This window comes from Empedobacter falsenii (assembly GCF_013488205.1).
Taxonomy (GTDB): domain Bacteria; phylum Bacteroidota; class Bacteroidia; order Flavobacteriales; family Weeksellaceae; genus Empedobacter; species Empedobacter falsenii_C.
In genome coordinates, this window is record NZ_CP040908.1 from 2519528 (window position 1) to 2539049 (window position 19522).

22 protein-coding genes and 1 pseudogene are annotated in these 19522 nt (G+C 31.1%); 7 read left to right on the forward strand and 16 right to left on the reverse strand.

Annotated elements, in window-relative coordinates; all coding sequences use genetic code 11:
* Nucleotides 1-2: 2 nt before the first annotated feature.
* The 8 genes and pseudogenes from FH779_RS11710 to FH779_RS11745 all read right to left on the reverse strand — a co-directional run bounded on the left by FH779_RS11710 (nt 3) and on the right by FH779_RS11745 (nt 7845).
* Nucleotides 3-1142, reverse strand: a pseudogene (locus tag FH779_RS11710) (beta-ketoacyl-ACP synthase III).
* Between the two features lies 1 nt (nt 1143).
* Nucleotides 1144-2055, reverse strand: coding sequence for a dialkylrecorsinol condensing enzyme DarA (locus FH779_RS11715; RefSeq protein WP_180904825.1), 912 nt, complete (start codon nt 2053-2055; stop codon nt 1144-1146).
* A gap of 50 nt (nt 2056-2105) precedes the next feature.
* Nucleotides 2106-2975, reverse strand: coding sequence for an LpxL/LpxP family acyltransferase (locus tag FH779_RS11720; RefSeq protein ID WP_180904826.1), 870 nt, complete (start codon nt 2973-2975; stop codon nt 2106-2108).
* Between the two features lie 5 nt (nt 2976-2980).
* Complete coding sequence (locus tag FH779_RS11725; RefSeq protein WP_114999643.1) at nt 2981-3229, reverse strand: phosphopantetheine-binding protein; 249 nt, start codon at nt 3227-3229, stop codon at nt 2981-2983.
* Nucleotide 3230: 1 nt separating this feature from the next.
* A complete protein-coding gene (locus FH779_RS11730; protein WP_180904827.1) occupies nt 3231-4457 on the reverse strand; it encodes a beta-ketoacyl-[acyl-carrier-protein] synthase family protein in 1227 nt (408 codons plus the stop codon).
* Nucleotides 4458-4462: 5 nt separating this feature from the next.
* The gene (gene fabG, locus FH779_RS11735; RefSeq protein WP_180904828.1) at nt 4463-5194 is read right to left on the reverse strand and encodes a 3-oxoacyl-ACP reductase FabG; all 732 of its coding nucleotides are present in this window, start codon (nt 5192-5194) and stop codon (nt 4463-4465) included.
* Between the two features lie 22 nt (nt 5195-5216).
* On the reverse strand, nt 5217-6329 hold the full coding sequence (locus FH779_RS11740) for a WG repeat-containing protein (protein ID WP_180904829.1): 1113 nt from the start codon (nt 6327-6329) through the stop codon (nt 5217-5219).
* 10 nt (nt 6330-6339) lie between these two features.
* Nucleotides 6340-7845: an HAL/PAL/TAL family ammonia-lyase gene (locus tag FH779_RS11745; protein ID WP_180904830.1), complete on the reverse strand. Its 1506-nt coding sequence runs from the start codon at nt 7843-7845 to the stop codon at nt 6340-6342.
* An 88-nt stretch (nt 7846-7933) separates the two neighbouring features.
* Between FH779_RS11745 and FH779_RS11750 the strand changes: the two genes are divergently transcribed.
* Both FH779_RS11750 and FH779_RS11755 read left to right on the forward strand, forming a co-directional pair.
* The gene (locus FH779_RS11750; protein WP_180904831.1) at nt 7934-9175 is read left to right on the forward strand and encodes an NAD(P)/FAD-dependent oxidoreductase; all 1242 of its coding nucleotides are present in this window, start codon (nt 7934-7936) and stop codon (nt 9173-9175) included.
* 84 nt (nt 9176-9259) lie between these two features.
* Complete coding sequence (locus FH779_RS11755; protein ID WP_180904832.1) at nt 9260-10126, forward strand: cupin-like domain-containing protein; 867 nt, start codon at nt 9260-9262, stop codon at nt 10124-10126.
* A gap of 79 nt (nt 10127-10205) precedes the next feature.
* Here the strand turns inward: FH779_RS11755 and rplS are convergent, their stop codons facing one another.
* From rplS to ppk2 (FH779_RS11775), 4 genes are all read right to left on the reverse strand, one after another.
* Nucleotides 10206-10556, reverse strand: coding sequence for a 50S ribosomal protein L19 (gene rplS, locus FH779_RS11760; RefSeq protein ID WP_180904833.1), 351 nt, complete (start codon nt 10554-10556; stop codon nt 10206-10208).
* A gap of 115 nt (nt 10557-10671) precedes the next feature.
* Nucleotides 10672-11475, reverse strand: coding sequence for a polyphosphate kinase 2 (gene ppk2 / locus FH779_RS11765; protein ID WP_180904834.1), 804 nt, complete (start codon nt 11473-11475; stop codon nt 10672-10674).
* Between the two features lie 17 nt (nt 11476-11492).
* Nucleotides 11493-12311, reverse strand: a complete 819-nt coding sequence (ppk2, locus tag FH779_RS11770) for a polyphosphate kinase 2 (protein WP_180904835.1) — start codon at nt 12309-12311, stop codon at nt 11493-11495.
* A 17-nt stretch (nt 12312-12328) separates the two neighbouring features.
* Nucleotides 12329-13135 carry a polyphosphate kinase 2 gene (gene ppk2 / locus FH779_RS11775; protein WP_375730949.1) on the reverse strand — a complete coding sequence of 269 codons (807 nt, stop codon included), beginning with the start codon at nt 13133-13135 and terminating at the stop codon, nt 12329-12331.
* Between the two features lie 254 nt (nt 13136-13389).
* On the opposite strand from ppk2 (FH779_RS11775), the gene FH779_RS11780 reads away from it, so the two are divergent.
* The 3 genes from FH779_RS11780 (at nt 13390) to FH779_RS11790 (ending at nt 14810) form a co-directional block, all read left to right on the forward strand.
* Complete coding sequence (locus FH779_RS11780; protein ID WP_180904836.1) at nt 13390-13695, forward strand: hypothetical protein; 306 nt, start codon at nt 13390-13392, stop codon at nt 13693-13695.
* A gap of 169 nt (nt 13696-13864) precedes the next feature.
* On the forward strand, nt 13865-14161 hold the full coding sequence (locus FH779_RS11785; RefSeq protein WP_180904837.1) for a YHS domain-containing protein: 297 nt from the start codon (nt 13865-13867) through the stop codon (nt 14159-14161).
* Nucleotides 14154-14810, forward strand: a complete 657-nt coding sequence (locus FH779_RS11790) for an SCO family protein (protein ID WP_180904838.1) — start codon at nt 14154-14156, stop codon at nt 14808-14810. The genes FH779_RS11785 and FH779_RS11790 overlap by 8 nt, the downstream gene beginning before the upstream one ends.
* A 48-nt stretch (nt 14811-14858) precedes the next feature.
* Here the strand turns inward: FH779_RS11790 and FH779_RS11795 are convergent, their stop codons facing one another.
* Nucleotides 14859-15473: an NAD(P)H-dependent oxidoreductase gene (locus tag FH779_RS11795; RefSeq protein ID WP_180904839.1), complete on the reverse strand. Its 615-nt coding sequence runs from the start codon at nt 15471-15473 to the stop codon at nt 14859-14861.
* A gap of 92 nt (nt 15474-15565) precedes the next feature.
* On the opposite strand from FH779_RS11795, the gene FH779_RS11800 reads away from it, so the two are divergent.
* Entirely contained in the window at nt 15566-15952 is a 387-nt protein-coding gene (locus FH779_RS11800; RefSeq protein ID WP_180904840.1) for a hypothetical protein, read from the forward strand.
* 12 nt (nt 15953-15964) lie between these two features.
* A complete protein-coding gene (locus FH779_RS11805) occupies nt 15965-16876 on the forward strand; it encodes a LysR family transcriptional regulator (RefSeq protein WP_180904841.1) in 912 nt (303 codons plus the stop codon).
* On the opposite strand, the gene FH779_RS11810 is transcribed toward FH779_RS11805, so the two are convergent.
* The 3 genes from FH779_RS11810 to FH779_RS11820 form a co-directional block, all read right to left on the reverse strand.
* Nucleotides 16873-17538, reverse strand: coding sequence for a response regulator transcription factor (locus tag FH779_RS11810; RefSeq protein ID WP_180904842.1), 666 nt, complete (start codon nt 17536-17538; stop codon nt 16873-16875). The two genes, FH779_RS11805 and FH779_RS11810, sit on opposite strands and share 4 nt — an antisense overlap.
* Nucleotides 17539-17552: 14 nt before the next feature.
* Nucleotides 17553-19253 carry a tetratricopeptide repeat-containing sensor histidine kinase gene (locus tag FH779_RS11815; RefSeq protein WP_180904843.1) on the reverse strand — a complete coding sequence of 567 codons (1701 nt, stop codon included), beginning with the start codon at nt 19251-19253 and terminating at the stop codon, nt 17553-17555.
* A gap of 63 nt (nt 19254-19316) precedes the next feature.
* Nucleotides 19317-19472, reverse strand: coding sequence for a hypothetical protein (locus tag FH779_RS11820; RefSeq protein ID WP_180904844.1), 156 nt, complete (start codon nt 19470-19472; stop codon nt 19317-19319).
* Between the last annotated feature and the right edge of the window lie 50 nt (nt 19473-19522).

Consider the following 19522-nt stretch of genomic DNA (forward strand, 5'->3'; position numbering starts at 1 on the left):
TTTTAAACGACTGTTAAATAAGCGTACGAATACGAAAAACGACCACTTTCTGGTACGCAAAGCATAATACGATCTCCTTTTTTAAGGTTTCCGTCTTGAAAAAGTTCGTCAAGCATCAAAAAAACAGACGCTGAACCCACATTTCCAACTTTGCTTAAATTCATAAACCATTTCTCTAACGGAATATGAATGTCTTTCTTACAAAATTCGTCATATAAACCTTGAACAAAATAATTTGACGACACATGCGGCAATAAATAATCAATTTCATTTGAAGATAATTGATGTTTATCCATTGCAGCTTTCATGCTTTCTACACCTTTTATCAAAATATTATCATTCAGAATTTTGACATCTTGTTTCAATGAAAAAACGGATTCTTTCAACCATTCTTTCGAAGAGAAATCGCTCCAAGGTTTCATTTCTCCATTTGGTAATTTATCACCTCCGGCATACATACACGTTTCCAATTTGTGCGCGTAAGAATAAGATTCCATCCATTCAATTTTAAGCGAAATAGAATCTTCGTTTGGTTGATTTTGCAATAAAAAAGCTGCGGCACCATCCGATAACATCCAACGTAAAAAATCTTTTTTAAATGCTATAATTGGTTGTTCTTCTAATTCTTTCAAATTCTCAAGTTCATGCTCAAATTTTTCAGCTTTCATCTATGTAGAAACTCGCTCAGAACCTGAACAAATTGCATTTTTAGAATTACCCGACTTTACTGAAAGATAGCCAAATTTCAGCGCATTCATTCCCGAATTACAAACTCCCGAAGAAGAATTTAACTCTATCGAAACATTATTTTGCAATAAACCATGCACCATCGCTGCATGAGAAGGCAACAACAAATCTGGCGTTGAAGTCCCACACGACAACACTTCTACCTCATTTTTTGTAAACTGTGCATCAAATAAATTTGTTATTGCATTACTCGTCAATTCGGCATTAGAATGTGTGACATTTCCAGTTTTATCGAGAGCGTAATAACGCGTTTTGATTCCATTATTTCTTAAAACGATTCTACGAGCTTTTGAAGGAATTTGATTAATTTTTCCTAAAAAATCTTCCATTTCATCATTTGAAATTGGTTGATTTGGCAAAAACTTCGACGTTTTCGTTATATATACATTTTGCATATTATTCTATTCCTTGAAAATATTTTACCTGTTTTTTGTATTTAAAATAGTTGAACGGATAAAATATAATATATAACAAATTTACTAGTGGAGATATTATCCAAATAGCTAAAATTAAATAATAATAAAAGAATTTCAAATACTTTTCTCGCTGTATACCTTGTTTAGAATCAATAATTTTAGACCAGACTTTAAACATTCGATTTCCTTTTGTATCCACAGAAACTAAAAAAGGTTTTACCTCAACGGCTCCAGATTGAATTAAGTTTTCTTGTAGATTAGAGTAATTATTATTTTGGATTGAATTTAGAATAATTTTACCAAATCTTCTACTTTCCTGAATAGTTTTTTCACTAATTCCTGGCAAAGGCAATAAATTGAACATTCGTTTTTTAACGCCCGAAAACATCCAATTTACAATTGTCATGGCGCTTACTAAATTTGGCGTATGATCGACCAATGCAATATTTCCAACTAATTTTGCTTGGCGTTCTTTCAAGATTGTTTTGATTTTTTCCTGTGCCAAGAACCACATATTTCGCGAACCACTAATTGTAATTATTTTAGAATTTTCTAAAATTTGTTGTGTTTGTTTATCCCTTAAAAACGAATTTATTGGAATAGATGGCGATAAAAACCAAACTTGATAATACAGTAAAATCAAATCATATTTCTGATTCAAGATTTCTGTCGGAATTGGTTTAATGTTCTTATCTTTTTGAAGAAAACTATCTGGAAAAGCATTAAAAAAAGAATAAAAATCCCACGGAAAAGGAAACTCCTCTTCCATTTCTATTTTGTATTTCGTTAAATTAATATCTTGGTTTTGAACTAAATCATATGTTGTTTGATCGACAATTTCTTTTAACTGTCCTGACTGCGAGTAATAAACAACTAATACTTTGCATTTCATGTAAAGGTTTAGGTTTTTTAGTGGTTTGAAAATTCATATTCTGCTCTAATTTACTTCCAAAAATCGAAATAATTAAACCATTGGTAAGGATATTTTTTTACAATAGTTTCAAGATTGACGCAAAACTCTTTCAAAAGTGCATTTGCATCACGATGTTTGAAATTTGCTTGACGCGCATATAAATGATAATGTAGATTTTTTTCCTTCATAACATACACAAAAGCGACAGGCACTTTCAAGCGAGAAGCAATAGAAAATGGTCCTGCAGGAAAATTTGCTTCTTTTCCAAGAAGAACTTCTGACATCGTTTTATTTCCTTCAAAATAACGATCTCCCGTAAAACAAATTAATTCGTTTCGACTAAGCGCATTATTAATTTCGAAAATATGTGATAAATCTTCTTGAATCAAGATAAACTTTACCGAAGGTTTCATCGAAATACTTTCTAAATATTCTTTGATAACATTTCGTTCTAAATCTGTTGTAACTAAATTGATTTGACAATCAAAATCGATGTCAGCAAAAAAATGTTCAGCTACTTCGAAATTACCAACATGCGCACTAATTAAGATTCCACCTTGTTTTTGACCCAATAGATTTTTCAATAATTCTATTCCATCAAATTCGTACGAATATTTGTTACGCAAACCTGCATTAATTGCTGTTTTATCAATCAAAGTTTGTCCAAAAGTATAGTAACTTTTGTAAACACTTAAAATTGATTTGAGAACCGAAAAATTTAATCGATAACGAAAGTATTCGTAAATAGATTTGTTGCTGCTATAAGTCGTTATAAAATAATAAAAAGCTACAAAAATTAAGACTGAGTAAGCAGCCTTAATTCCGAGCTTTTTCATAACATTGACAAATATTTTGTATCCCAGGACCGTTCCTTTAGAACGACCATCCCATTGTTTCATATCTGTTATTTATTTTCTAACTTTTGTTCTACAATTGCGTAGAAATCTTCAAAAGTTATCATATTTTGAAAATCTTCTTTAATTAATTTCACACCGAAATTAGATTCAATGATTACCACTAAATCAACATAGTCCAAACTATCTAAATCTAAAGATTCTTTAATATTTTTTTCCTCTGAAATCACAGAAGGATCAACCTCAAATTCATCAATTAAGATAGCGTTTAATTTTTCAGCGATTTGACTTTTCACCATATTAGGAGTTAAATTTTTTAATTACTAAGGCAGAATTTGTTCCACCAAATCCAAAAGAATTCGACAAATATACATCAAATTCTTTATTTAAGGTTTCTTTAACAATGTTTAATTTAGCTGAATCTTCGTCTGCTTCTTCGAAATTAATATTTGGTGCAATAAAGTTATTCATCATCATTAAGTTAGAATAAATAATCTCACTTGCTCCTGCCATCCAACATTCGTGTCCCGTCATCGATTTTGTAGAACTTACAAAAGGTTTCGTTTTTCCAAAAACTTGGTCAATCGCTTTTGCTTCGTTTGCATCACCAACTGGCGTAGAAGTCGCATGTGCATTGATATACTGAATTTCATCAGCCGAAATTTTTGCTTGTTTCAGCGCTCTGTTCATCGCAATTGCTGGTCCATCTACATTTGGCGTAGAAATGTGTCCACCGTTTGATGAAAAACCATAACCCAAAACCTCAGCAATAATTGGCGCACCACGTTTTACAGCAGATTCATAACTTTCTAAAATCAATGTTGCTCCACCTCCACTCGGCACCAAACCATCACGGTTTTTGTCGAAAGGACGACAAGCTTTCTCAGGATGCTCTTCATTTTCAGAGAAAACACCCAAACCATCAAAACTTGCCATTGCATATTTATTGATTTCCTGCGCTCCTCCACAAATAATCATCTCTTGCAGACCATCTTTGATCATCATATAACCTAAACCAATCGAATGCGAACCACTCGCACAAGCTGCACTAATTGTAAAATTGATTCCAGTCAACTCAAAAATTGTCGCAAGATTCATCGTTATAGTAGAATTCATTGATTTGAAAATAGCTCCAGAACCAATTAATTCTGTATCTTTTTTCTCGCGAACAATATCTATTGCATCAATAATTGCTTTCGAAACACTATCGTTTCCATATATAATTCCGACCTCGTTAGTCTTGATATATTCTTCCGTCAAATTAGCATTTTTCAATGCTTCTAAAGTTGCCATATACGCAAACTCCGTTTCTTGACCAATTGTAATTCGTTGTCTACGATTCAAAAAAGGTTTCAAATCTGGTGCTGGAACAGTTCCCGTCAAAGCAGATTTAAAGCCAAATTCTTTGCGTTCTTCATCAAAAATAATCCCTGATTTTCCTTGATGTAAAGATTCTGTTACTTCTTCTAATGATGTTCCTAAGCAAGAATAGATACCCATTCCTGTTATTACGACTCTTTGGCTCATTTTATCTAAGAATAAATTCCTCCATTTATATTAATAACTTCTCCCGTGATATAACTCGATTTTTTAGAAACCAAAAAGCTTACTAAATCGGCAACTTCTTCGTCTTTTCCAAAACGATTGGCTGGAATCAGCTTTTTTAATTCTTGTTGATCCAATTCATCTGTCATATCCGTTTCGATAAAACCTGGTGCTACAGCATTCACCGTTACATTACGTTTTGCTATTTCTTGTGCCAATGCTTTCGTCGCTCCTATTACAGCAGCTTTTGCAGCAGAATAATTGGTTTGTCCTGGCGTTCCTTTCAATCCAGAAACAGAAACTATATTAACAATTCTTCCGAATCTATTTCTCAATAATGGATTAATAAAAAAGTGAGTTACATTGTAAAAACCATTCAAGCTCGTATTAATAACATTTGACCAATCATCTTGCGAAATCCACATAAACAAATTGTCTTTCGTAATCCCTGCATTGTTAACAATAACTTCTACAATTGCATCTGTATTTTTTTCTGTCCATTCTGTTAAAACTTGTTGTGTTTGATTTGCATCAGCCACATCAAATTTTAAAATTTCTCCTGTACCACCTAATGCTTCCACTTCTTTCAAAGTCTCTAACGCAGCAGCTTCATTCGAATTATAATTTATCAAAAGATGATAATCATGTTCTTCGGCAATTTTCAAACAAATTGCTTTTCCAATTCCACGAGAACCACCTGTTACAATTGCACATTTCATGCTTTATAAAATCTATTTTTTTTTAATCATTAAAAAGTTCAGCATTATCAAACCATTGATCTGCTAATACATTTCCATTCTCATCAAGAAAAGCCCACTTTCCTTGCTTCTTTACTCGAGCTAATTTACCATTGAACCCTTTATCTTTTTGTGAAAATCCGAAACTTACAGAGATGTCATACAAAGCAGGAATGACTAATTTACCTTCTTTATTGACAAATCCCCATTTACTACCTTCTTTTACTGGAGCTAATCCTATTTCACTAAAAACTTCTGCATTATTATATTTTGGTTGAATAACGACTTCTCCTTGTTCATTAATAAATCCCCATTTACCTTTATCTTCAATAGGAGCCAACCCATTAGAAAATGATTTTGCATTAGAAAAAATAGGTGTTATTATCCACTCTCCTTTTTTATTTATAAAACCAAACTTATGATTTTTTCGAGCAAAAGTGTATGAAGCAGAGTTAAAATTCCCAATAAAATCTACTCCTTCTATAGCTATAAATTGATTATTGGAAACAATTCCAAAATCAGCTCCCTTTTTTACCCAAACAACATCTTGATTAAATTCTCCAACATCATCATATTCTAAGTTGACAATCAAATTTCCTTTTGTATCAATTACACCCCACTTTTTGTTCAATGCTACTTTCGCATATCCATTTATAAAAGTTCTAATAACATGATATGTTGGCTCAACAAGTACATTTCCATTATAGTCAATTAAACCGACCAAATCTCCTTTTCGGATAAATGCAACACCTTCATTAAAATCATATACTTTATCAGTTAAAGGATAATTTTGTTGTTCACCTTTTGTATTAACGTATCTCCATTTTTTATCAATCTCAACCATTGCTATTCCTGAATTAAACTTCTTTGCATTGGAATATTGAGGCTCTATTACCCACTGATTTTCTTTATTAATAAATCCCCAAAAATTTCCTTTTTTAATTGCAGCAAGTCCTTCTGAAAAATCCTTTGCATCAGAATATTGAGGTTCTATTAAATATTGTCCATTTTCACCAATAAATCCAATTTTATTTTTTGTTTTTACTAATGCTAATTTCTGTGCAGATAATATTTCAAAAAAGACAGTTAAAAATGATAATAAAAGATATTTTCTCATCAATATATTTTTAAAATTTCAGTAAATAATTTTTCACTTCCTTAAGATAAGGATAAATCACCTCATCTTCTTTAAACGCAGGAACAATTTTACGAATCGAATCATAAAAAGCTTTTCCTTTCGAAGATAATTTATCTTGTATTTGTAAAAATTCTATCGCTTGCGTTACAGCCAAACTCTGAACCGTCAACACTTCGAACGTATTATCAATCACTTTTGCACAAATCGTCGCTGCATTTGTCCCCATACTCACAATATCTTGATTATCGTTATTGTTTGGAATACTATGCACATACATCGACGTAGAAAGTGTTTGATTTTCTGCCGTTGTAGAAGTCGCCGTAAATTGAGCAGCTTGCAAACCAAAGTTAAAACCAAGCGTTCCCAAATTAACGAAAGGAGGTAAAATATTATTGATTTTTGGATTAACTAAATAGTTTAATTGACGTTCACTTAGCATTGATAGACGCGTAACAGCTAATTTTAATTTATCCAATTCTAATGAAACATAATCGCCATGAAAATTTCCACCATGATGAACAGTTTGATTTTCTACATCGATAATTGGATTATCACTTGCCGAATTTATTTCATTTTCTAACACTTCTTTCGCGGCATTCCATGTATCATAAATTGGTCCTAAAATCTGAGGAACACAACGCAACGAATAATATTCTTGTACTTTTTCTTCAAAAATTTTCTCGGTACGCTCTTGATATAGTTCATCAGCACGTTTTTTGACTAATTTACTGTCATTCAAAAAATCGGTCATTTTATTCGCTATATAACGTTGACCAGCATGTTGTTTAGCTTCATTCAATGGTTTTGAATAATGATCATCAAAAGATTGAACAATCTCATTCATCATCGAGCTTAACGTAATCGAAAGATTAATTAATTGATTTACTTTTATCAAATTAACCATTCCAATTCCCGTCATTACCGAAGTTCCATTCATAATTGATAAACCTTCGCGAATATGAACTTCTATTGGTTGAAGATTTTCAAGTTCAAAAACTTCTTTCGTCGATTTGATTTCTCCTTGATAAAAAACTTCACCTTCTCCAATTAATGTCAAAGCTAAATGCGCCAATTGAACCAAATCTCCACTCGCTCCTACACTTCCATGTTGATAAATAACAGGTAAAATATCACGGTTCACTAATTCTTGCATCAATACTAAAACTGAAGGATGTATCCCAGAATATCCCAATGAAAGCGTATTAAAACGTGCAATAACCGCAGCTTTTGTTTGATCTAACGTCAACGGTTCTCCAATTCCTGTACAGTGACTTCTGATTAAATTATATTGAAGCTGAATTGTATTTTCATCCTCAATACGATATTGTGCCATTGGTCCAAAACCTGTATTTACGCCGTAAATTATTTTATTTTTTGAAAATTCTTTCAGGAATTTAAAACTATTCTCCACACGATCAAATGTTGATTTATCGAGCAATAATTTTTTATTCTCAAAAAGTATGTTTTCTATAGTGTCAATTGTTAATTTTGTCATGTTATTGATTAGGTAAAAGATTTATCGATTTTGGTTATTTACTCCCTCAATCAGTTGCAAAAATAATTAAAAAACTATACAAAAAGTCATGATTGAAAATACAGATGTTTTAATCATCGGTGCAGGACCTTCGGGATCGGTTGCAGCAGCCTATTTAAGAGAAAAAAACATTAAAGTTATTGTTTTAGAAAAAACTCAATTTCCGAGAATTGTTGTAGGTGAAAGTTTAATCCCTCGCTCTATGGATCATTTCGAAGAAGCTGGATTGTTACCATATTTAGAGAAACAAAATTTCGAAGTAAAACCTGGTGCGAGATTTATTCGAGGTGAACAGATTTGTATTTTCGATTTCAGTAAAAAATTTGGTAAAGGAAAAGATTGGACTTGGCAAGTTCCACGCGCTGATTTTGACATGACTTTAGCTGATGCAATTATAGACAAAGGTGCTGATTTACGTTTTAATGAAGAGGTAATTAATGTTCAATTTGAAGGAAAAAACTCGATTACAACTGTTAAAAAACAAAATGGAGAAACTTATCAAATCAATGCAAAATTTTTAATTGATGCGAGTGGATATGGTCGTGTTTTACCACGATTATTAAATATTGATAGCCCATCAAAACTAAATCCTCATTCAGCAATTTTCACGCATATTGATGATGTTCGTCGCCCTAAAGGTCGAGAGGGAACGCAGATTTCATTTGATATTATCGAAACAAAAGTTTGGTTGTGGGTAATTCCTTTTTCGAATGGAAAAACAAGTGTCGGAATCGTTGGCCCAACAGATTATATTAATCAATTATCAACCAATCAAGATACAACGGAAGCTTTGCAAAATGCAATTCAAAAATCCGATTTTTACGTCAATCGCTTTGGTAATTTACCATTTGAATTTAATCCAATTTGGTTAAAAAATTATTCTGCTGCGGTAACTAAAATGTTTGGCGATGGTTATGTTTTAACAGGAAATAGTACCGAGTTTTTAGATCCTGTTTTCTCTTCTGGCGTTTGTTTCGCAACAGAAAGTGGTTTGAAAGCTGCGAAACTTGCTATTAAAGAAATAAATGGTGAAAAAGTTGATTGGCAAACCGATTACGAAGATTATATGAAAGAAGGAATCGATGTTTTTACCACTTATGTACAAGAATGGTATACCGGAAATTTGCAAGAATTATTTTTCCATCAACCTGAAAATCCTGATGTCAAAGAAAAAATTTGTGCTGTTTTAGCAGGATATGTTTGGAACAAAGAAAATCCATTTGTTAAAAAACATTATAGCGTCATCCGGAATATGGCGCATCTGATTCGAATGGTTAAAGAAACAGAATAAATGAAAAGTCAACAATATGTTGGCTTTTTTGTTTTTAATTCAGATAGATTCTCTATTTTTGAGTAATCCAATACTTTAAAACGTATGCAATTTCAAGCTATTGATACAGTTGAATCAATTTCGAAAGAAGATTTTATCAAAAATTATCTCAAAAAAAGAAAACCTTTGTTATTGAAAGGTTATGCGAAGAATTGGAAGGATTTTGACAAATGGAATCTCGATTATATCAAAGAAAAAGCTGGAGAACAAATTGTGCCTTTATATGACAGCAAACCTGCTGATGCTAACAAAAGCTCGGATACTCCTGCAACGCATATGAAGTTTAATGAGTATGTGGATTTAATCAAAAAAGAGCCCTCTGATTTAAGAATTTTCTTTTTTATTATCAAAGATAAAATTCCCGAATTACTCAAAAATTTTACTTACCCTGATCTTGGTTTAAAGTATTTTGAGCGTTTACCTACTCTTTTTTTTGGAGGAAGTGAAGCAAAAGTTTTGATGCATTATGATGTAGATATGACCGATTTTATTCATTTTCAATTTCAAGGAGATAAACAAATTTTATTGTTTGATCCAAAACAATCCAAAGCTTTATATAAAGTACCACTTTCGGTACATACCATTTACGAAATCGATTATGATCATCCCGATTACGAAAAATTCCCTGCTTTAAAACACGCAAAAGGTTTTGATTTTGTCATGAATCACGGTGATGCGCTATTTATCCCGCGTGGTTATTGGCATTATAATCGCTATTTAGAAGCAGGATTCTCAATGTCTTTACGTGCTTTTCCTAATGAGTTTTTCCAAGTAATGAATACAGTTTATCATGTTTTTATTATGCGTTACACCGATAAATTAATGCGTAAACTATTTCAAGGAAAATGGATTAACTTCAAAGAAAAATGGGCGATAAAGAAAAGTCATAAGTATTATGGGATAGAGAAATAAGATTTTTAAAAAATTATTAAAATAAAAAAATCCGTTCGATAATCGAACGGATTTTATATTTTTCCTAAAAAAGCAGTTTTTAGTAAGCAGCGTCTTTGATACGAGCTTTTTTACCACGTAATGCTCTGAAGTAGAAGATACGAGCTCTACGAACTTTACCTTTTTTGTTTACTTCAATTTTTTGTAACGCTGGCATGTTAACTGGGAAGATACGCTCTACACCAACATCTCCAGACATTTTACGGATTGTGAAAGTTTCTGTAGTTCCTTGTCCTCTTCTTTGGATAACAACCCCTTTAAAGAACTGAACACGAGTTTTTCCACCCTCTGTAATTTCTTGATAAACTGTAATAGTATCACCTGCTGCGAAAGCTGGGAACTCTTTATTAGCTACGTATTTCTCTTGTACGTATTTTACTAAATTTTCCATTATTATAATTTCAATTTATTAGAATTGAGCAACTTAAACGTCTTTCGTCAGAGGTTGAACAATGTGGGTGCAAAATTAATCAAAAATCTTGATTATACAAATGATTCTCTTTCTTTTATGAATGAATTTTTACTAATTCATTTTCAAAAGTTTTATTTTCTAATTTAGCAATGATTGATTTCATCGCTAAAAGTCGAGCAGCTTTTTTATCATCTGTCACAATTTCTAGCCAAGACGAACTTTCTGTTCCTGTTTGTTGAAACATTTTATCGATATAATTGGTATAAATGTCCCATAACTCTTGTGCCTTTTGATCCAATGCTCCTAATTTCCACTGTTTCATTTCGTCATCTTTTCGCTCTTGTAATCGTTCTGCTTGTTCTTCCTTCGAAATTGAAAGAAAAATTTTAATCAGAATAATTCCATCATCTTGCAAAAGCTTCTCTACTTCTACAACTTGTTTCATGAATTTTGAATGTTGATCTTCTGTACAAAATCCAAAAACTGGCTCGACAACCGCTCTATTGTACCAAGAACGATCAAAAAAAACGATTTCTCCTGCATTTGGTAATTCTTTAAAATATCGTTGAAAATACCATTGTCCTTGTTCTATTTCGGTCGGCTTTGGTAATGCTTCAACACGATATTTTTTTGGATTTAGAAATTCTGTTATTCTCGAAATTGTTCCTCCTTTTCCAGCCGCATCTCGACCTTCGAAAATAATTAATACACGTTTATTCTCCTGAATAACTTTAGATTGTATTTCTAACAATTTTTCTTGAAGTTCCTTCAGTTCTTTCTCATAAGCAAGTTGTTCTTTGAACTTCTTTTCTTTTATAATATCATGTTTAACCAAAAAATCAATGATTTCTTGCTTATTATTTATTTTTTCTAAATCGTTTAAATCAAATTCGGCCATAATTATAGATTTGATGATTAATTTTCTTCTTCTAAGTTTTGATGTTTCAAAATACGTTTATTTTTATCTTCATAAGGTATTTTAGACAAAATATATTCCATCGATTCTACTCTAGCTTTGTACTTTTTGTTGGCATCAATGATTTTCCAAGGAGCAACATCTGTATTTGTTTTCTCAAACATTACATCTTTATAAGCGGAATAAACATCAAATAAATCTTGCGCTTTTTGATCAACAGAACTATACTTCCATCGTTTGGTTGGTGAATTTACAATATCTGCAAAACGTTTTGCTTGTTGTTCTTTTGTAATCGAAAAATAAATTTTAATCAAATATATTGCTGAATTAATCCACATTTTTTCGACATCATTCACTTCGTTCATAAACGTTTCGTATTCGTCATTAGAACAAAAACCATTAACAGGTTCTACAACAGCACGATTATACCAAGAACGATCAAAAAAGACTATTTCTCCTTCACGAGGAAGTTGACGAACATAACGTTGAAAATACCATTGTCCACGTTCTACTTCATTAGGCTTTGGAAGTGCTATAATTCTATGCTCACGAGGGTTTAAATGTTCTACAATTCGACGAATTGCGCCACCTTTTCCAGCTGCATCTCGGCCTTCAAAAACAATCACTACTTTCCGTTTATTTTCGGCTACCCAAGTTTGTAATTTTATCAATTCTTCTTGTAATTGCTCTATCCTATTTTCATATTTTACAGTACGCAAGGCTTTCGCAAAATTCAATTTCCCATGATCAGATTGCAAAAGTCCAACAAGACCTTTTTTTGTTTCGATTAATTTTAAATCTTTCGGTTTTAACTCCATTTTCTTACTATCTAAAATTAATGATTTAGTTCTTTTACCATTCGATAATAACGCTCAATCACATTTGGATCCACCATCAAATTTACTTCAGCATCCTCTTTTCCTTTATAATTAAACAAAGAAAGCACATAACGAATAGCTTCTAATCTTGCAGTATTTTTATCATTTGCATTGACAATAATCCAAGGCGAAAAAGAGTTGTGCGTACGCGTAAACATTTGATTGATATAATGCGAAAATTCGTCCCAAAGTTCCTGTCCTTTAGCATCAACTGGACTATATTTCCATTTTTTAAGCGGATTATTTAACCTCGAATCAAAACGTGCTTGCTGCTCCTCTTTCGTCACAGAAAACCACAATTTGATAATATATGTCCCTGATTCGTACAACATATGTTCAAATTCCGAAACTTGCACCATAAATTGCTCATATTGTTGCTCTGTACAAAACCCCATAACTGGCTCTACAACCGCCCTGTTGTACCAACTTCTATCAAAAAAAACAATTTCCCCAGCATTTGGTAATTCTTTGATATAACGATTGAAGTACCATTGATTTTGCTCGACTTCTGTAGGTTTATTCAATGCAACAACACGCATAGAACGCGGATTAAGATGCTCGCGAAAACGGCGAATTGTTCCTCCTTTTCCTGAAGCATCTCGCCCTTCGAAAATGATTGCAACTTTTTTCTTTTCTGTCGAAATCCAATTTTGAAGATTTACTAATTCTGATTGCAGTTTTAGTAACTCATTTTCGTATTCAAACTTCTTTATCACATTTTTATAGAGAGGATTTTCTTCTTGATTTTCAACTAAAAAATGCATTAGTTCTTCGGTTGTTGTAAAATCTAAAATCTTACTTTTTTTCATAAATATTTATAGATTGTAAAATCTTTTTTAAGGTAAAAATTTTACAGAACATAAAAGTGAAGATTATGATAAATCTTTCTTTTAAAATCATAAATTTTATCATATTCAACCTCAATCAATTTGGTTAAATTTGTCAATAAATTAGTTTTTTGCGCATACTATTTTTCATATCACTCATATTTTCTATCGCATTTCGTCCTTTAATGCCGATGATAGATTATGTTTTGAATTATAAAGAAATCGCAAATAAACTTTGTGAAAATCGAGAAAAACCTGAATTACTTTGTAATGGTTTTTGCTATTTGAAAGATGAAATTTCGAAAAGTGAAAAGAATCAGTCAGAAAATCATTTTGTCAAAAATTCGGTCAAAATTTTAGATGCGATTGTTCCTCAAAAACAAATTATTTCTCCAAAAAAATATTTTACGCAAAAAAATAAATTATCAACTGATTATTATCTAGATATTAATTCTGATTATATTATTCGTTTAGTTTTTCATCCGCCAATTGTTTAGTTTTTATTTCTAGATTTCGATGAAAAAAACCGTCAATTCGAATAAAATTCATCTTAATTCTCGATACAATTTTTAGAAATACTTGTACTTAGTTTATCGAAGTAATATTTCTAAAAATCACTCGAATTGACGAATTTTAATTTAATTAAAAACAAATAAACAATTTAAAATGAAAAACTTAAAAAATATATTCACTTTAATCGTAGTAGGGTTTGCATTATTTTCTTGTAACAAAGAGCAACCAAAACAAGAGAATTTTGAAGTAAAACATGTTTCTCACGAAGAAATGAAAGCAGCAACTAAATTGGATGTTGCGGTTGTGAACGAAGTTGATCCAATTTGCGGAATGAAAACTGCGGAACATTTGAGTGATACAGCTAATTACCAAGGAAAAACGTATGGTTTTTGTTCGACAATGTGCAAAGAAGAATTTCTAAAAAATCCAGAAAAACATATTCATGAATAAACAATTAATAGCCGTTATTGTTATTATTTTAGGCGTTATTGGAACTGTTTTTTGGTTAAAAAATAAGCCAAAAGACGAACTTTACACCGTAATGAAAGTTCCAGAATTTTCGATGACGAATCAAAATAATCAAACGATTACAAATCGTGATATGTTAGGAAAAGTGTACGTTGTAGAATTTTTCTTTACAAGTTGTCCAACGATTTGTCCTGTGATGAGCCATAATTTACGTTCGATAGAAGATGAAATAAATGATGCAAACCTTGGTTTTATTTCGGTTACGATTGATCCAAAACGAGATACACCTGCTCGATTGTTAGAATATGCAAAACAAATTGGTGTAAAATCTCCGAATTGGCATTATTTAACTTCGAATCGAGAAAATATTGAACAACTTTCGGATAAATTCAATATTTATGTTGGAAAAGATGAAACAACTGCCGAAGGTCTAAATCATAGTGGAAAACTTGCATTGGTTGATAAACAAGGAAATATCAGAAGTCGATATGATAAAATGGGTGTTCCAATGTTGTTTTATTCGGGACTGAATTATAAAGACCCTGAAGGAAAAGAACCTTCTCTTGGTGGAAAATACCATCCTGAAATAGAATTTTTAAAAGAAGATATTAAAAAACTTCTTGCAGAATAAAATTTAAAACCCTCCTAAAATGGAGGGTTTTGTTTTAATTATAATTTTCTAAATCACAGCAAACTCATCCTCTATTTCAGCTTTCAAAAATGATTTGTATTCATTTTGATAAGCTTCAATCCGCTCTAGCGTTGCATTTTTCTCGATATCATGAAAGTGGAAACTATTCAATCTTGTCATTCCTGTAAATTCATTCATTTTATGAAATCCAAATAAAACACCTTCATCAACAGATTTTTGCTCAAAAAATTCACCTTCTAACGTAAAAGCTTCTTCTGGCGCGTTCCAAGTACTTGTTACCATATATTTTTTTCCGTGCATCAATCCACCTTTTCCGTAATTAATTGCAGGATTTTTTCGTGAACGGCCATCACTTGCGTACATTCCATTATTGTGTCCTGCTGTAAAAACATCATCTATGTAAAACTTTAATCGAAAAGGAACTTGAAACCACCAAATTGGCACATGATAAATAATCAAATCTGCCCATTTAAAATTCTCAACTTCTTCTTTTGGGTCAAATTCATCATTAATATCTGTTATTCGAATATTTAATCCTAAATCTTTTAAAACTTCTTTTGACCAAGTTGTAATAGAATGATTTAGCTTTCCGCCTGAATGTGCATATTTAAGACCGCCGTTTATGATAAAAACATTTTTCATTGTATTTTCTTTTTTGATAAGACAAAATTCCGACAAGTTTTTCTATTATTAAAATAACTCAAATTATATATTTGTATCATAATTATTATAGAATGAGAAAACAATATCATTTTAGAACAATTGATAACAAATTATATGCGTGGGATGTAGACAATCTAATTTCTCTAACAAAGGAATTAGAAATCGAAAATATTGATTTGACTAAAATAAAAGAGTTTGAAGAAACCTATTGGTATAATGAAGAAGGAGATTCTCCGACATGTCGTTCTATCACACAACATATAAAATTGGTTAATGATTCAGACTTAAATTATCCAATAATTATTTGTCCTGATGGAAAATTGATGGACGGAATGCATCGTATTGTAAAAGCAAATTTATTGGAGTTGAAAACGATAAAAGCGTATCGACTTTCGACCTTACCAAAACCCGATTATATTGATGTAAATCCTGAGGATTTACCTTATGACGAAAATTAAAATTTAGAAATTATGCAATCAAATTTTGAATGGTTCAGAACGTTTAAAGCAATTTATGAAACTGGAACTTTATCTGCTGCAGCGCAACAATTATTTATTTCGCAACCTGGTGTTAGCTTACATCTCAATTCGTTAGAAGCCTATACGGGCTACAAATTATTTGATCGATCGGCGCGAAAAATGGTTCCGACTGAAAAAGGAAAAATTTTGTATAATTTTATTTTAGAACCGATTCAAAAATTAGCTGCTGCGGAGCAACATTTTCATAAACGAGCTGATAAAGATCGTGCAACAATCAGCATCGGAATGTGTTTTGAAACTTTTCAATATACATTAGAAGAGCATGTTTCTGATTTAGATTTTAACCTAATCATCAAATTTGGAGATTATAAATTGATGCATCAAGATTTGGATAATGGTTTATTAGATTTGGTTATCACACCTCAAAAAAGTACCCACAAAAATCTTTGTTATCATCCTTTTTCGAAAGAAAGAATAATTTTGATCGCAGGAAACAATACAGATTTAACTTCAATCGAAAAAAGTTTAAACCACAAAGATTATAAAGCTCTAAAAAATGACTTAAAAAACAATCTTTGGTACAGCACAGCCGCCGATATAGAGCATTTGAAACATTTTTGGATGGAAAATTTTAAAGAACATCCAGATTTCAAACCTAATTATATCGTTCCAAATATCAGTTCTATTATTCGTTGTTTGAGTGATGGAAATGGCTTTTCTATTGTTCCTGACTTTTTATGTCAAGAAGCACTAAATTCTGGTAAAATAAAATTGGTTTGGCAAGGTGAAAAACCGTTGGAAAATACACTCTATTTTGGTTCCCGAAAAAATACGATTTACGAAAAAGAAATTGAGCAATTGCAACAGATTTTTGTAGATAAATGGTGTAAAGATTTGGGTTAAATACTTCCCAAATCTTTAAAAAATGCAACCAATTGATGATTACTTGAAATTTGTAATGAATCTTTTAATGAGCCCAATCTCTTTTCTACACTGCTTTGACTTGCTGGTTTAATATTATTTTGTTTTAGATGATTTGAAATATCTTTTAGCAAAATTCCATTCGAAAGCAGAGAAACTAACGTGACATCATACGAAGTAATTTCATACGTATTTTTTTGTTTTATACTACGTTTCATATCCAATTCCAAATGCATTCCGCCCGCAAAAACAGTTTGTATCGCTTTTTTCAACTCTTTAGAATCTTCTCTTCCTTTCGCCACAAACCCATCTATATGGTATTCTTTGAAAAGATTATCTACCATATCCGCTTTCTTTTCTACCGAAAAAACAATCACTTTCAAATTTGGCTGAATCGCTTTTACTGCTTCAATTAAATCTCTTCCTCCTTTCAAGTTTTGCTCGCGATGATCTTCTTCAAAAGACAAATCAGAAATCAATAAATCATAAGGTTGATTGTCGTGTAATGCTTTTTTTACTTTCAAGAATGCATCATCACAATAAAAAGCATAATCAGGATTTTCTACATGTAAATCTTTTAAAACTTTCTGAACCGAAATATTAAAACTCTCAAAATCTTCTGCAATTAATACTTTTTTAAACATACTTTTTATTTAGGTTATTGAATTGGAAATTTGATCTTAATTTTTAGACCATTCACATTTTCAGTTTCAAAAATAACATCTCCGTTTAGATTAGAAATACGTGAAACCGTATTTTGCAAACCATTTTTAGGTTTTAAATCAGAAATTCCAATTCCGTCATCCGAGTAATTGATGATAATTTGCTGATTTTCTTCTTTAAAATTTAATATAACTCGTGAAGCTTCGCTATGTTTTTTCATATTTGTCAACAATTCTTGCATCACCAAGAAAACCTCTGTTTTAGCATAATCTTTTACTTTTTTCCAAAGTTCTTTTTCATTTCCAATCAAAAATATTTTGACTTGTTCCGAATCATAAGAACTTATCAATTGTGCTAATTTTTCGGCAAAATTTTCTTGTTGATTTTCATCGATTTTGTCATAAGAAATATCGCGCGAAATTTCATAAACAACTTCCAATTTATCTAAGATTTCATCACGATTAAATTCTGATTTATTCTCAATATCAGACATCACATGATAAATTCCGTTCGCCACTTTATCGTGTACTTTCTTCGAATATTTCAGTTCCGTTTTCTTGACTTCCAAAACCTTTTCTTGTTGCAACAAAACTTTCTCTTGCTCTAATTTTTGCTTTCTTTTTCTGTACAAAAAATATCCAAAAACAAACAGGACGATCAATAAACCGATTAGAATATAAAGTTTTAAAATATCATTTTTCTTCTTTTCGTTTTCTGCTTCGGCTTTCAAAAAATCTGCACGATTTTTCTCCGAATCATAACGCACCAACGCAAATTGATTTTTCGCTCTGTTACGTTCTAACTGAATACTATCGTTTAGCTTTTGGTAAGCTTCAAAATATTGTTTTGCATTTGTAGGATTTTCTAATAAAATTAGTTGCTGATAAACTTCTAATTTATCGCCTACACTCTTATTTTCGAAAGCAATTTGTTTTCTTTTATGAGCGTAATCCAATGCTTTTTTATGATCCAAATTTGAAAAATAATCTGTTAAATGCGCATAACTTGCATTTTGTCCCCACAAATCATTTTCCTTTAATCTAATATTTAACGCTTTATTTAATTCATTTATAACATTTGATTTATTGTCTTTTAACCATTTCGTGTATCCTAAATTATCAATAATTCGCGCATATTCTTTTTGATTTTCAGTTGTATTCTTATCTTTTAGTAATTCCTGGTAAATCTTTATAGCTTCATCATACTGCTTATCATAACGATAACTATTTGCAATATTATTTTGATTGATAATATAAACATCTTTTTCTGTAGAAAAATCTATTGCTTTTTTATAATAATTTATAGCTTCTTTATAAATTCCTAATTCGTGAGTACTCTGTCCTAAACTATTATATGCACTTGACAACGTTTCTTTTTCACTTTTTATTTGAGGATTTAATAATTTTATTCCCTCTATATTCAATTCTTGACTACCAAACCAATCTCCTTTATAATAACTTATATATCCCATGTTAATCAAACATTTCGCTGCTTGATTCTTATTCATATTCTTAATAAACTCTGAATATGCTTTATTAAAATAAACATAAGCACTATCATACACCTCTTTTTCATAAAAATCCCAAGCTGTATCGTAAGCTTTATTATCTAAATTATCACGTTCAATCTCTTTGTTATTAGATTGTTGACATGAAGTTATTAGAAGTATAATACCAAAAAATAAAATTTTTCTCAAATCATTGTATTTACTTAATAAAGCTAAATAAAAAACGGATAGATTTCTCTATCCGCATTTAGTTTATTTTTTTGGAGGTGTACTTCCTGTTTCACCATTTGTATCACCATCTATACTATCTGATGAAGTTTGTACAACTGGATGTTGATCTTGTGAAATTGTGTTTGCATTTTGATTTGGAAAAAAGAATCCCAATAAAGCGAATAATAATTGTAACATAGCTTAAATTTTTAATTTTTTGATATAGGTGCTCTTCCTCACAAAACAGA

Excerpts from the sequence above, each read along its gene's own strand:
- FH779_RS11715 (WP_180904825.1), bottom strand. The coding sequence starts at position 2,055 with ATGAAATGCAAAGTATTAGTTGTTTATTACTCGCAGTCAGGACAGTTA.
- FH779_RS11720 (WP_180904826.1), bottom strand. The coding sequence starts at position 2,975 with ATGAAACAATGGGATGGTCGTTCTAAAGGAACGGTCCTGGGATACAAA.
- FH779_RS11725 (WP_114999643.1), bottom strand. The coding sequence starts at position 3,229 with ATGGTGAAAAGTCAAATCGCTGAAAAATTAAACGCTATCTTAATTGAT.
- FH779_RS11730 (WP_180904827.1), bottom strand. The coding sequence starts at position 4,457 with ATGAGCCAAAGAGTCGTAATAACAGGAATGGGTATCTATTCTTGCTTA.
- fabG (WP_180904828.1), bottom strand. The coding sequence starts at position 5,194 with ATGAAATGTGCAATTGTAACAGGTGGTTCTCGTGGAATTGGAAAAGCA.
- FH779_RS11740 (WP_180904829.1), bottom strand. The coding sequence starts at position 6,329 with ATGAGAAAATATCTTTTATTATCATTTTTAACTGTCTTTTTTGAAATA.
- FH779_RS11745 (WP_180904830.1), bottom strand. The coding sequence starts at position 7,845 with ATGACAAAATTAACAATTGACACTATAGAAAACATACTTTTTGAGAAT.
- FH779_RS11750 (WP_180904831.1), top strand. The coding sequence starts at position 7,934 with ATGATTGAAAATACAGATGTTTTAATCATCGGTGCAGGACCTTCGGGA.
- FH779_RS11755 (WP_180904832.1), top strand. The coding sequence starts at position 9,260 with ATGCAATTTCAAGCTATTGATACAGTTGAATCAATTTCGAAAGAAGAT.
- rplS (WP_180904833.1), bottom strand. The coding sequence starts at position 10,556 with ATGGAAAATTTAGTAAAATACGTACAAGAGAAATACGTAGCTAATAAA.
- ppk2 (WP_180904834.1), bottom strand. The coding sequence starts at position 11,475 with ATGGCCGAATTTGATTTAAACGATTTAGAAAAAATAAATAATAAGCAA.
- ppk2 (WP_180904835.1), bottom strand. The coding sequence starts at position 12,311 with ATGGAGTTAAAACCGAAAGATTTAAAATTAATCGAAACAAAAAAAGGT.
- ppk2 (WP_375730949.1), bottom strand. The coding sequence starts at position 13,135 with ATGCATTTTTTAGTTGAAAATCAAGAAGAAAATCCTCTCTATAAAAAT.
- FH779_RS11780 (WP_180904836.1), top strand. The coding sequence starts at position 13,390 with ATGATAGATTATGTTTTGAATTATAAAGAAATCGCAAATAAACTTTGT.
- FH779_RS11785 (WP_180904837.1), top strand. The coding sequence starts at position 13,865 with ATGAAAAACTTAAAAAATATATTCACTTTAATCGTAGTAGGGTTTGCA.
- FH779_RS11790 (WP_180904838.1), top strand. The coding sequence starts at position 14,154 with ATGAATAAACAATTAATAGCCGTTATTGTTATTATTTTAGGCGTTATT.
- FH779_RS11795 (WP_180904839.1), bottom strand. The coding sequence starts at position 15,473 with ATGAAAAATGTTTTTATCATAAACGGCGGTCTTAAATATGCACATTCA.
- FH779_RS11800 (WP_180904840.1), top strand. The coding sequence starts at position 15,566 with ATGAGAAAACAATATCATTTTAGAACAATTGATAACAAATTATATGCG.
- FH779_RS11805 (WP_180904841.1), top strand. The coding sequence starts at position 15,965 with ATGCAATCAAATTTTGAATGGTTCAGAACGTTTAAAGCAATTTATGAA.
- FH779_RS11810 (WP_180904842.1), bottom strand. The coding sequence starts at position 17,538 with ATGTTTAAAAAAGTATTAATTGCAGAAGATTTTGAGAGTTTTAATATT.
- FH779_RS11820 (WP_180904844.1), bottom strand. The coding sequence starts at position 19,472 with ATGTTACAATTATTATTCGCTTTATTGGGATTCTTTTTTCCAAATCAA.